The sequence below is a fragment of the Clostridium sp. ZBS2 genome, assembly GCF_023845855.1.
GTDB lineage: Bacteria > Bacillota > Clostridia > Clostridiales > Clostridiaceae > Clostridium > Clostridium aquiflavi.
The window spans coordinates 55,610-68,255 of sequence record NZ_JAMQIF010000004.1; the positions used below are offsets into that span (position 1 = coordinate 55,610).

The 12,646-nt window shown below is 28.2% G+C and carries 12 protein-coding genes; 9 read left to right on the top strand and 3 right to left on the bottom strand.

Annotated features, from left to right (window positions below; all coding sequences use genetic code 11):
- Positions 1 to 276: 276 nt before the first annotated feature.
- From murI to NG918_RS01575, 6 genes are all read left to right on the top strand, one after another.
- Entirely contained in the window at positions 277 to 1,053 is a 777-nt protein-coding gene (gene murI, locus NG918_RS01550; RefSeq protein WP_252224197.1) for a glutamate racemase, read from the top strand.
- A gap of 138 nt (positions 1,054 to 1,191) precedes the next feature.
- On the top strand, positions 1,192 to 1,716 hold the full coding sequence (locus NG918_RS01555) for a peptidylprolyl isomerase (RefSeq protein ID WP_205449062.1): 525 nt from the start codon (positions 1,192 to 1,194) through the stop codon (positions 1,714 to 1,716).
- Between the two features lie 128 nt (positions 1,717 to 1,844).
- The gene (locus NG918_RS01560; RefSeq protein ID WP_252224199.1) at positions 1,845 to 2,213 is read left to right on the top strand and encodes a DUF3783 domain-containing protein; all 369 of its coding nucleotides are present in this window, start codon (positions 1,845 to 1,847) and stop codon (positions 2,211 to 2,213) included.
- Position 2,214: 1 nt separating this feature from the next.
- Positions 2,215 to 2,883: a helix-turn-helix domain-containing protein gene (locus NG918_RS01565; protein ID WP_252215737.1), complete on the top strand. Its 669-nt coding sequence runs from the start codon at positions 2,215 to 2,217 to the stop codon at positions 2,881 to 2,883.
- Between the two features lie 98 nt (positions 2,884 to 2,981).
- Positions 2,982 to 4,802 (top strand): S8 family peptidase, encoded by a 1,821-nt coding sequence (locus NG918_RS01570; protein WP_434062228.1) that lies wholly within the window; start codon positions 2,982 to 2,984, stop codon positions 4,800 to 4,802.
- Positions 4,803 to 4,894: 92 nt separating this feature from the next.
- A complete protein-coding gene (locus tag NG918_RS01575; protein ID WP_252215734.1) occupies positions 4,895 to 6,226 on the top strand; it encodes a peptidoglycan-binding domain-containing protein in 1,332 nt (443 codons plus the stop codon).
- A gap of 40 nt (positions 6,227 to 6,266) precedes the next feature.
- Here the strand turns inward: NG918_RS01575 and NG918_RS01580 are convergent, their stop codons facing one another.
- Both NG918_RS01580 and NG918_RS01585 read right to left on the bottom strand, forming a co-directional pair.
- The gene (locus NG918_RS01580; protein ID WP_252215732.1) at positions 6,267 to 7,172 is read right to left on the bottom strand and encodes a radical SAM protein; all 906 of its coding nucleotides are present in this window, start codon (positions 7,170 to 7,172) and stop codon (positions 6,267 to 6,269) included.
- Between the two features lie 178 nt (positions 7,173 to 7,350).
- Positions 7,351 to 8,409: a YkvI family membrane protein gene (locus tag NG918_RS01585; protein WP_252215730.1), complete on the bottom strand. Its 1,059-nt coding sequence runs from the start codon at positions 8,407 to 8,409 to the stop codon at positions 7,351 to 7,353.
- Positions 8,410 to 8,543: 134 nt separating this feature from the next.
- Between NG918_RS01585 and NG918_RS01590 the strand changes: the two genes are divergently transcribed.
- The 3 genes from NG918_RS01590 to NG918_RS01600 all read left to right on the top strand — a co-directional run bounded on the left by NG918_RS01590 (position 8,544) and on the right by NG918_RS01600 (position 11,390).
- Positions 8,544 to 9,614 (top strand): hypothetical protein, encoded by a 1,071-nt coding sequence (locus NG918_RS01590; RefSeq protein ID WP_252215728.1) that lies wholly within the window; start codon positions 8,544 to 8,546, stop codon positions 9,612 to 9,614.
- Between the two features lie 120 nt (positions 9,615 to 9,734).
- Positions 9,735 to 10,673, top strand: coding sequence for a tRNA modification radical SAM protein MnmL/YtqA (gene mnmL / locus NG918_RS01595; protein WP_252215727.1), 939 nt, complete (start codon positions 9,735 to 9,737; stop codon positions 10,671 to 10,673).
- Entirely contained in the window at positions 10,674 to 11,390 is a 717-nt protein-coding gene (locus tag NG918_RS01600; protein WP_252224202.1) for a 2-phosphosulfolactate phosphatase family protein, read from the top strand.
- Positions 11,391 to 11,414: 24 nt separating this feature from the next.
- Here NG918_RS01600 and NG918_RS01605 read toward each other — a convergent pair whose 3' ends face one another.
- Positions 11,415 to 12,605: a class I SAM-dependent rRNA methyltransferase gene (locus tag NG918_RS01605; protein ID WP_252224204.1), complete on the bottom strand. Its 1,191-nt coding sequence runs from the start codon at positions 12,603 to 12,605 to the stop codon at positions 11,415 to 11,417.
- Positions 12,606 to 12,646: the final 41 nt, after the last annotated feature.

Below are 12,646 nucleotides of genomic sequence, written 5' to 3' on the forward strand. Positions count from 1 at the left end.
CATCCTTTCGCAATTTAGAGTTAATTTTGATATATATCGAACAAACAATAAATAAAACATAAAAATATTCGTATTTATTAATTATAAAAATTCTATTACAAGTATACTATACTGTCAATATATTTAAAGCTAAATTTTTAATTTAATAATTATAGTATAATTGTAAATAGAATATGGAATAAAATTATACATAAAAAATAATTCAATATAGATTTATTTTTAATAAAGTAATAAAATGTTTATTAGATAATATAGGAAAATTGGAGTGTGAACACTTTGGAGAAAAAAAATAGGCCTATAGGATTTTTTGATTCAGGGGTAGGCGGATTAAGTGTAATGAAAGAAGCTATTCGTTTAATGCCAAATGAAAATTATATATATTTTGGAGATTCTAAAAATGCACCTTATGGAATTAAAACTGTTGAAGAAGTTAAAACTCTTACAGTTGATGCAGTAGAATTATTATTAGAGAAAAATGTAAAGGCAATAGTAGTTGCTTGTAATACTGCAACTAGTGCTGCAATAGATTTAGTTAGAAGTAAATATAAAAATATTCCTATAATAGGTATAGAACCAGCATTAAAATTAGCAACTAAGTACAATAGAAAAGGCAACATAATAATAATGGCTACACCTATGACTTTAAAGGAAAAAAAATTTAAATCTTTAATGGAAAAATACGGTGAAGATTATGATATAGTATCATTACCATGTGCTAAATTAGTTGAATTTATAGAGCATGGTATACTAAGTGGAGAAGAATTAGAAGAATACTTAAAAGAAAAGTTTAATCCATATAAAAATAATGATATAGGTGTAGTTGTTTTAGGATGTACTCATTATCCGTTTATAAAAGAAACATTATATAAAGTAATTGATAAAGATATACCTATAATAGATGGTGGACTTGGTACTTCTCAAGAATTAAGAAGAAGGTTAGGAGAAAAGAATTTATTGAATACTGAAGAGAAACAAGGTAGTATAACTATAATAAATTCAAATGGAAGCGAAAAGACCATAGAACTTTCTAAAAAATTAATAGAAATTTCTTAATTAGCATATAAATGAATTTATGCAAATATTTTAGCTAATAATATATGTTATGAAATTGCACTAAGTGAAAATATATATTTATATTATATAAATATATGAAATATATTAAATATCGTAATGTTTGAAAGGAGAATTTTTATGGCAAATCCAATTGTTACAATAAAGATGAAAAATGGAGGAACAATAAAAGCTGAATTATATCCAGAAATAGCTCCAAATACAGTTAAGAATTTTATTGATTTAATTAATAGAGGATTTTATGATGGATTAATATTCCATAGAGTAATACCAGGTTTTATGATACAAGGCGGTTGTCCAGAAGGTACAGGAATGGGTGGCCCAGGATATGGTATAAAGGGTGAATTCACATCTAATGGATTCAAAAATGATTTAAAACATAGCAAAGGTGTATTATCTATGGCAAGAGCTATGCATCCAGATTCAGCAGGAAGCCAATTCTTCCTTATGGTTGCAAATGCGCCTCATTTAGATGGTCAATATGCATCATTTGGTAAAGTTATTGAAGGAATTGAAATTGCAGATGAAATAGTTGCAGCAAAAAGAGATATGCAAGACAGACCTTATGAAGATCAAGTTATTGAAAAGATGACTGTTGATACTCAAGGTGAAACATATGGAGAACCAGAAATAATTGAAGAATAGTTTATAAAATAAAAAAGTTTTAGTTTAAATATGTGTTGATATATGTAATTAAATTTATTGATTTATACATGTATCAACACTTTACTAAAATGTAGCCAAATTTATATATAAGTGAAGGCGGTGATATTATGATTCCTAATATTAAGTGCATATTAGCATACGGATTAGAGGATAATGAAATTAATAAAATAAAACAACGCTATGGAAAAGTTATAAAAATTAACAAGGACATGGGCAATGTTAAGATAAAAGATTTAATATCAGGCTTAGAACAAGTAGAAAAACCAGAAGATATGCTGGAAGAAAAGATGATAATATTTAATAAATTTGCAGAAGGTGAATTAAAGGGCGCGATAAAATATATAAGAGGATTTACAAGTGATGGAGTACTAGCTGTAACTACACCAGTTTCTTGTAATTGGTCACTTAAATATTTATTGGAACACTTAATTGAAGAAAGAGAATGGCATAAAGCGGAACAAAAGGGGAGAGAATAACGTGAGCCGTGTAGGAGAAAAAATAAAACAAGCAAGAGAAAAGAATGGATTATCAGCGAAGGTATTAGGTAAAAAGCTCGGTGTAGCAGAAAAGTATATAAATGACATTGAATTAGGAAGAAAAGTAGCTAATGAAGCATTTATAGAAAGAGTATCTAAATTCTTAAAAACTGATTTGAATGATATAAATATGGTTGTTACTGATGAAGAATTGATGAAAGAAAAAGAAACTTTAAAAAAATCAGTTAATACTAAGGTAGAAAAATCAGAAGTATGGACTGATGCATTTGCTTCAGTCATAAAAAATGTACCTATATACAATTATTCATTATCTAATACTAAAGGTACAAGAGAATTAACTGTTCATTCTAATAAAGTTGAAGGATATCCACAAGATAAGGTACTTTATCTTCAAATAGAAAACGATGATATGTCTGGATTTAGAATTTTAAAGGGAGATTTAGCTTTTGCACATATGGTTAAAGAATTTAGCAATAATGGTATTTTCTTAATTGATTATAAAGGTGAGAGAAAGATAAGACAAATAAGAAGTCTTGGAAATTCCAAAGTTCTATTAATTAGCAATGGTGGTAGTTTACTTACAGAAACAACTGAAATAAAAGAGATAAATATAATTGCAAAATTAGAAAGAATAGAAATAAAACTGTAGTTTTATTAAGTAGTTATATACGTAAAAGTATATAACTACTTTTTTTAGTCAATTAATCAATTTATAGGCATAAACTTATTATATAAAAATAGTTGGGGTTGATTAAAATAGAAATTACAGAATCTAACAGAATATCATCTAAACTTGATGCTGCTATTGGATTGTTAACTAATGTACCACAAGATATATTAAATAGAATAAATACAAAGTTTTTTTCGGGAGAATTGGGTGAAGTAATTGAGCTTGTTATTTTATATAGAGATACAGCTGAAAATGTAGCAGTATTAGCTAAAGAATTAGAGGGTGAATTTCAAGATTTAGGATTTAACTTTGGACTAATTAATTTGCCACTAAAAAATTTAGTTAAATTGGCAACAAGTAATAGCATTCAGTATATAGAGTTACCAAAGAACTTATATGCAGCAGACAGTGAAGGAAATAGAGCAACCTGTGTGCCTCAAGCTGTATCAACTTATGAAGTATATGGAAAAGGTACATTAGTAGGATTTGTTGATTCAGGAATAGATTATATGCATCCAGCATTTATGGATTCTAATGGTAAGACTAGAATAGAATATATATATGATTTAAGTTTTGAAAAAAAAATTTATGATAAAGAATTAATAAACAAAGCTATAGAATCAACTGATCCATATTCAATTGTTCCGGTTTTAGATAATACAGGTCACGGAACTCATGTTGCAGGAATAGCTTGTGGTGGTGGCAATATTAGCGATATATATAAAGGTGCAGCACCAGAATCATCTATAGCTATGGTAAAAGCAGCAAGAGGCACTTGGATATTAAGTTCTCAAATAATGCAAGGAATAAAATTTTTAATAGACAAAAGTAAAGAAACTAATATGCCTTTAGTTATTAATCTTAGCTTGAGCACTAATAATGGAGCACATAATGGAAGTAGTTTATTAGAACAATATATTAGTACAGTATCTAATTTAGAAAGAGTAACTATAGTTATAGCAGCAGGAAATGAAGGTGATGCAGCACACCATACAGGTGGTGAATTAGAAGAAATTCAAACTAAAGCTTTCAATATTGCCAGTGATGAAAGCACTGTAGTCATAAATTTATATAAATCAATACTTCCAGATATATCTTTAAATGTAATATCACCAACTGGCCAAAGCAGTGGAAATATAAATATGCAAGAAGGATACTTTCATGGAGGTATAGGACGTGATAGGTATGATATATACGTATCTGGACCAAAACCATTTGAATTGAATAGTGAAATTCAAATAATAATATCTTCTATAGCATCAGGTTATTTAATTCCTGGTGTGTGGAAAATACAAATTACTACTAGTAATAACTATAAGGGATCATTTTCAATGTGGCTTCCAATATCTGAAGGGTTAAATCCTCAAACTAAATTTTTAGAGCCTATAAATTATAATACATTAGGAATACCAGCAACTGTAGAAAATATTATAGCTGTAGGAAGTTATAATTCACTTACGAATACATTATCCTCATTTAGTGGAAGAGGAGCACAAGTTCAAAGTAATTTGATAAGACCTGATCTTGTTGCCCCAGGTGTAGGAATATTAGGTCCTGTACCAAATGGAAGTTATGATTCTAAGACAGGGACCTCAATGGCAGCACCTCAGGTATCGGGAATTTGTGCATTAATTATGGAATGGGGAATAGTAAAGGGAAATGATCCGTACTTATTTGGACAAAGATTAAAGTACTATTTGGTAAGAGGTTCTAATAGAGCAAGAACTGATATAGAATATCCAAATCCACTTTGGGGATATGGAACAATTTGTGCTTATGATACCCTTTATGATATTGAAAATACAATAAATCAAATATTATCTAGAAATTATAGAGTCAGAGATATAAGTGGTGAATTTTATGTAGGAAATTTATTTGTTAGACTTCCTAATAATTAATTATGTAATTATTTAAATAATAAGATATAGGAACTAATTGGTGCTTTATTTCATATAGTATTCGTAGGAAAAAATATTAAGGAGTTATAGTTATGGCAGATAAAGGTAGTTTAAGAATTCAGTGTTTTAGTGGGGATAATTATATCCCTGTAGATAATGCTAAAATCAGTGTAAAAGAAGGTTCTTTGAATGAAAATAATCCATCGACTATAGATTTAGTTACAAATTCAATTGGATTAACTGATCAAATAGATTTAGATGCTCCTCCTATCGAATATTCTTTAGATGAAAATAGTAATAAAATTCCTTATAGTGTTTATGATATTTTAGTTGAAAGAGATGGTTTCGAGACATTGATAATAAATGGATGTCAAATATTTTCTGAAGAGGTTGCTTATCAAAGATGTAATTTAGTTGAACGTAAAAGTGCATCAAGACAAAATGAGGTTATTAATATTCAACCCAATACTCTTAATGGAAATTTTCCACCTAAAATTCCTGAAGAAGAGGAAAAAAAATTACCACCTCCAAGTTCAGGAGTTGTATTGGCACAACCGGTAGTGCCAGAATATATAATAGTACATCAAGGAGGTCCTAATGATACCTCTGCACCTAATTATAAAGTACCATTTAAAGAGTATATAAAAAATGTTGCATCTTGTGAAATATATTCTACATGGTCTGGTAATGCAATAAGAGCAAATATATTTTGTATAATTTCATTTACTTTAAATAGAATATATACAGAATGGTATAGAGGAAAGGGAAAAAATTTCGATATTACAAGCTCTACTGCTTATGATCATGCTTTTAATTATGGAAGAAATATTTATGATACCATAAGTGTAATAGTTGATGAGATATTTTCTACTTATATTAGAAGAATGGGGAAAAAACAACCACTTTTAACACAATATTGTGATGGTAAAAGTGTGACTTGTCCAGAATGGCTAAGTCAATGGGGAAGCCAAAGTTTAGGTTCTCAAGGAAAACCACCATATGAAATATTGAAGTATTACTATGGAAGTGATATTGAGCTTGTAACAGCAGAAAAAGTTGAAGGAAGTCCAAAATCATATCCAGATTATGATTTGACTATTGGATCAGTTGGAGAACCTGTTAAAACAATACAAAATCAATTAAATAGAATATCTAGAAATTATCCTCTTATTCCTAAAGTTGCAGAAGATGGTGCATTTGGACCTAAAACTGAAGAAGCAGTTAAAGTATTTCAAGGAATCTTTAATTTACCACAAACAGGGGTAGTTGATTATGCTACTTGGTATAAGATATCAGATGTATATGTAGGAGTTACAAGAATAGCTGAACTTAGATGTGATAGCTCTAATCAAAGGATATTTGTTCCACCAATGACTATTGAGCAAGCAAATAGAGAAATTCCAAATTTTAATTACTTTGTATAGAAAAAAGGTAATGCCTCAAATTATTTGAAGCATTACTTTTTTATATTCCCTCACCATTAAAAGATGGAACAAAATCTGTTGTGTTAGTTCCTTGATCTTGTATAAAGCCATTTTTCAAACCAATATTTACGGCATAATCAATTAAACTATCATAATGCTTTGGATTTAGAGGTTTATTTATTTCAGGATAATCACAAGCTTTAAACATAGGTGTATATTGATTCATTAGGCTAATATAGATATTATCTTTGTATCTGTTAAATAGTAAATCTACAATTTTCTTTGAATCAAAAAGTAAGCCTGGAAGAAGTAAGTGTCTAACAATAACACCTTTAGTAATATGAGATGTTGAATCGAATTTAACTTCACCAGTTTGTCTTACCATTTCATCTATAATTTTTATGGCATTTATACTATAATCACTAGCTTTAGAATATTTAGTAGAATATTTATTATTGAAATATTTAAAATCAGGAAGATATACATCAATATATCCATCTAAAGCTTTAATTGTATCAAGTGAATCATAAGTGTTTGTATTATATAGTATAGGTATCTTTAATCCTTTAGATTTAGAAAGTTCTAGAGCTTCAATGATCTGTGGTACATAATGAGTTGGAGTAACTAAATTTATGTTATTAGCACCTTTTTCTTGAAGTTCTAAAAATATGTCAGCAAGTCTTTCTATTGATATATCCATTCCTTTAAATTCTTGACTTATATCATGGTTTTGGCAAAAAACACAGTTTAAATTACAATGTGAAAAAAATACAGTACCAGAACCTTTTCCAGATGAAATAGGTGGCTCTTCCCAAAGATGTAAGGCAGCTCTTGCAACTTTAACCTTTTCAGAAGCTCTACAAAATCCAATTTCATTATTTAATCTATTAACTTTACACTCTCTATAGCAAAGAGTACATTCTTTTAACATACTTGAATATTTCATAATTATCTCCTCGATATTTAATATAAACACAATTCTAATACTGTTTATTATATCATGAGATTTTATTTAATAATTATGTTTAAATGAATGTTGATATATGCAATAGGGTAAAGTGGCATTGCAATTAGCATCCTTAAGTTTAATTACTCTGTCCATTTTACTTATATACATATTAACATTACTTTAATTCTTTTCTATGTTTAAAATAAAATATAACACTTTGTAGTATGAATACTAAACTCAATACTCCAAAAGCCGGATATAACTTTGTTATTAAATTACTAAATCCAATTTGAGATATTGGTAGGGCTATTGCTAAAATTATAAAAATGCCTTTTTTAAAGTCTATACTGAATGTTTGTTCTAATGTTTTACTTATTGAATAAACATCTGAAACTTCAGTAGAGAACATTTCAAGCCAAATAATTACTAATAATATAGCCTGTATTATGCAACCAAATCTATTTGCAACAAGAAGTAATGGAATTTCAAATTTGTATATATAAGGTTGATTTACTGTTAACATAAGATTTATTGCTAAACAAAGCAAAGTTAATCCAATAGCTCCAAGAGTAATTCCTATAAACATAGTTTTAGGTTTTTTCATTTGATTGCTGAGAGGAACTAGTACACCAGTACAACAAAGTGTATTATAACCAGCATATAATATAGTTGATACAGCAAGTCCGCTCTTAACAGGTCTAAATTGTCTCATGCTCTCTAAAGAGACGACATCTCTAGAAAATACAAAGTATAAAATAGTAATCAATGTTATTGTGCAAATTAAAGATGGAACAATAAATGAATTTACTGCAATTAATCCATCAGTATCTCTTAATAAGAAAAATACAGCTATACAAATCATTATTATTGATCCAACTAATTTAGGAATTCCAAAAAATTGATTTATAAGAGCACCACTACCAGCTAAAATTATAGAGGCACTTGAAATAAGATATAAAGTAGTTATAAAACCTGTAAATTTGCCCAAATAATTAGGGCTTATTACATTAATCAAATCACTATAAGAATTTAACTCATAATGAATGCTTATTTTGGCAATTATACATCCAATTACAATATAAAATATTCCACAGACTATAATGCCAAAAAAACTTTTTAGTCCAAAAGATGTAAAAAATTCAGTGATTTCTTTTCCTGAAGCTAATCCAGCTCCAACAATAGTACCTATGAAAACTACTGCAACTTGAAATATATTAACAAAACTCTTCTTCAATTCAAATTCTCCTTAACAATATTTTCACTAATAAGTATATAATGTAAACTTATCTTTTATTCTTAAATTACTCGTATAACACTACATTTCTTAGGAAAAATAAATAAAGAGCTAAATAAAGGAGGTATTTAATTTTGAAAAAGATAATTTTAATAATAATGTCTATGATGATGATTTTTATATCCATAGGATGCAGCAATCAAACTTCAAATAATGAAAAGATAGATTTATATGATAGCAAGAAAGCTATTGAAACTGCTCAAAAATACTTAATGGAGATACAAAATGAAAATTTTGAGGAAGCAAAAAAATTTTGTACTAAAGATTTTGCTTCAGCTTCAAAGATAAATGATTTAGGAAATTCTAAAATACAAGTATTTAAAACAAATAAGAGCGTAGATGGTGGAGATAAGATGTCTATAATATTTGATGTGCTTAGAGGCGAAGACTATTCTCCTAATAATAATTTAGATAAATACAACATAGACGTTATAAAAGAAAATGATGAATACAAAATAAATAATTTAAGCGCTAGTGAAGAATCAGAAGTGTATGAAAGAGAAAGTGAACTAAGATTGCAAACTTCAGGAGCAGGAGAAAGTAAGCTTATTTTAAAACTTTCAGATATTCCTAAACAGGTATATAATAAAGGAGATAATCCATTAGAAAGAGTAGATATTCCAAGTGATAAGTTTTCTAGTTGTGGTTTAAGTTATTCTAGCAATAAGGTAGCATACTCAACAACTAATGGAAAAGATAGTTTTATTGGAATATTATACATAAAAGATGATAAGTCAGTTACTACAATAGGAAGTAATCAAGACGATACTAAAAATAAATCTGATAATAAAAGTAATGCAATAGAAAAAGTTCAAACTGATAAAGTTATGAACTTTGGGATATTAAATGATTGTCAAATAGAAAGAATAGTATTTAGTGCAGCCGAAGATAATTTGGTAGTGTCTTATAAGAATTCTAATGAGGGAACAGGACTAAAAATATTTAATGTAGAAAGTGGAAAAGAATCATCATTAGATATAAAAAGTAAATTTCCAACAGACAAATATAATGTAAGGGTTATGTTTGTTAATGAAGAAGAGATTACTGTTAGAGTCACATTATTAGAAGGAGTTTCTGAAAAAAAAGAAGACTTAACAGGAATGTATGTAATAAATATAAATAAGTCTACAATAGATAAAAAATAGAGTATATTTTTTAAGGAATAATTTGATATTATAGTATAATGCCACCACGTCATTATACTATAATACAAATACATTAAAAAATATCTTATAAATGTGTATAGATGAAATTTAGGAGGCAAAATGAATAATTCTTGGAATGGAAAGAGATATCATAGTTTAAATTATTTTTTGAGAGAAAAATTTGGAGAAAAGGTATTTAAAATATCTTTAGATGGTGGCTTTTCATGTCCTAATAGAGACGGAAAAGTAAGCAAAGGTGGATGCGTATTCTGTAGTGCCAGAGGCTCTGGAGATTATGCAGGAAGTAGGAATTTTTCTATTACTAATCAATTTAATAATGTAAAAACTATGATGGCTAACAAATGGAAAAGTGGTAAGTATATAGCATACTTTCAAGCATACACAAATACATATGCTCCAGTAGATGAGCTAAGGAAAAAGTATGAAGAAGCTATAAATCAAGAAGGTGTTGTAGCATTATCAATAGCAACTAGACCAGATTGCTTAGACGATGAAGTATTAGATCTAATAGAAGAACTAAGTAAGAAATTATATGTATGGGTTGAACTTGGTCTACAAACTATAAATGATGATGTAGCTAAGAAAATAAATAGAGGATATGATTTAAAAGTATTTGATGATGCAATGGCTAGACTTAAGGAAAGAAATATAGATGTTGTTGTACATTCTATATTAGGATTGCCTGGTGAAAGTCAAGATGATATGTTAAAAACTATAGATTATATTGCTCATTCTGGAGCTCAGGGAATTAAGCTTCATTTATTGCATTTAATGAAAGATACTAAAATGGTTGAGTTATATGAAAATGGTGAGTTGCAATTCTTATCACAAGAAGATTATATAAAATTAATTTGCAGGGCAGTTTCTATGTTACCTAAAGAAATGGTGGTACACAGATTAACTGGTGATGCGCCTAGGGATTTACTTATAGGTCCTATGTGGAGTTTAAAAAAGTGGGAAGTATTAAATGCAATAGATAAAACATTAGAAGATAATGATATATATCAGGGCAAGAATTTTCATATGGGGGATATTTAAATGAAAGTAGATGTTGTAATTTCAGCAGATTACATAACTGATGATATTGTAAAAGATAAGGTTGTTGTTGTAATAGATATGTTTAGAGCAACTTCAGTTATAACAACTGCAATTAATAATGGATGCCAAAAAGTCATACCATATTTAACTGTAGAAGAAACACTTGAAGAAGCCAAGAAATATGATAAGAGTGAAGTTATATTAGGTGGAGAAAGAAGAGCCGTTAAAATAGAAGGCTTTGATTTAAGTAATTCACCATTAGAATATACAGAAGAAGTAGTTAAAAATAAAACAGTTTTAATGACCACTACCAATGGAACTAGAGCATTAACTAAATGTTTACTAGGCAAAAAGATTATTATAGCAGCAATGATAAATGCAGAAGCTGTAGCTAAAAAATTATTAGAACTTAATGATGATATTGTCATAGTTAATGCAGGAACTAATGGAGAATTTTCTATGGATGATTATATTTGTGGAGGATATATAATTAATACTATGTTAAAAGAAAAAAGCAATATAGAACTTACAGACATAGCTAAGACTTCAAATATGATTTATGAAAGCAACAAAGACATTATAAATTACGTTAAAGAAGCTAGACATTATTCAGTTATGAGATCTTTAAAATTAGATAATGATATAGAATATTGTATAAAGAAAAGCATAATAGATGTGGTTCCGATTTATGATGGAGATAAGATAATTAAACTATAAAAAAAGTGGCATAAGCCACTTTTTTTATAATTTTGTTTTATCAAATACTTGGAATATGAAGAATTTTAAATAGTAACTTTCATCTGAATTCCAAAGTATTGGATGATCACAAGATTGAGTTCTAAATTCTACTTGTCTTATAAGTTTATTAGCATCTTGGCAAGCTTCTACAATAGTTTTCTTTAAAAGTTCTTCATTCATGTAATGAGAACAAGAGCAAGTTATGAAATAACCACCATGTTTAACTAATTTTAAACCTCTTAAGTTAATTTCCTTATATCCTCTTTTTGCTGAATTAATAGTATTTCTAGACTTTGTAAATGCAGGAGGATCAAGTATTACAACGTCAAATTTCTTCTCTTCTCTTGACCATGCAGGAAGAACATCGAAAGCATTATGACATTCAAATTTAACTGTATCTTGAAGATTGTTTAATTCAGCATTTTTATTAGCACAGTCTATGGCATGCTGAGAAACATCTATTCCAAGAACTGATTTTGCACCAGCAATACCAGCATTTAAAGCAAAAGAACCAGTATGAGTAAAGCAATCTAATACGTCTTTATCTTTACATATTCTATGAATAGCAGCTCTATTTTCTTTTTGATCTAAGAAGAATCCAGTTTTTTGACCATTTGCTAGATCAACTATGTACTTAACTCCATTTTCAACAATTTCAACATTAGTGTCAAAAGGTTCAGTTAAAAATCCCCTAGTTTGTTCTAAACCTTCTATTTCTCTAGTTGCTATGTCACTTCTTTCATAGACACCTTTAGCATTATATTCATTAACTAATACTTTAACAATTAAATCTTTATATTGATCCATTCCAAGTGTAGAAATTTGAATTACATAATAATCTTCAAATTTATCAACAGTTAATCCAGGAAGAAAATCAGCTTCTCCAAATATCATTCTACAAGATGAATCATCAATTATACTTCTTCTATATTCAAAAGCTGTTTTAAATCTGCTTTTGAAGAATTCCTCATCTATATTTTCATTTATATCTCTTGACATTATTCTGATAGTTATTTTACTTTTATCATTTATGTAACCTTTACCGATAAAGTAACCTTTATGATTGTATACCTCTACGATATCACCATTTTCATATTCGCCATCATATTCATTTATTTCATCAGTATAAACCCAAGGACGACCTTGTTCAGCTTTACCGCTACGTCCCTTATGTAAATAAAATTTACTTGCCATATTAAAAAGACCCCTTCCAAAATAATTATTATATGATTATA

What these genes read in the sequence shown, in the direction of transcription:
- NG918_RS01555 (WP_205449062.1), top strand. Translation starts at nt 1,192, where the DNA reads ATGGCAAATCCAATTGTTACAATAAAGATGAAAAATGGAGGAACAATA.
- NG918_RS01560 (WP_252224199.1), top strand. Translation starts at nt 1,845, where the DNA reads ATGATTCCTAATATTAAGTGCATATTAGCATACGGATTAGAGGATAAT.
- NG918_RS01575 (WP_252215734.1), top strand. Translation starts at nt 4,895, where the DNA reads ATGGCAGATAAAGGTAGTTTAAGAATTCAGTGTTTTAGTGGGGATAAT.
- NG918_RS01580 (WP_252215732.1), bottom strand. Translation starts at nt 7,172, where the DNA reads ATGAAATATTCAAGTATGTTAAAAGAATGTACTCTTTGCTATAGAGAG.
- mnmL (WP_252215727.1), top strand. Translation starts at nt 9,735, where the DNA reads ATGAATAATTCTTGGAATGGAAAGAGATATCATAGTTTAAATTATTTT.
- NG918_RS01600 (WP_252224202.1), top strand. Translation starts at nt 10,674, where the DNA reads ATGAAAGTAGATGTTGTAATTTCAGCAGATTACATAACTGATGATATT.
- NG918_RS01605 (WP_252224204.1), bottom strand. Translation starts at nt 12,605, where the DNA reads ATGGCAAGTAAATTTTATTTACATAAGGGACGTAGCGGTAAAGCTGAA.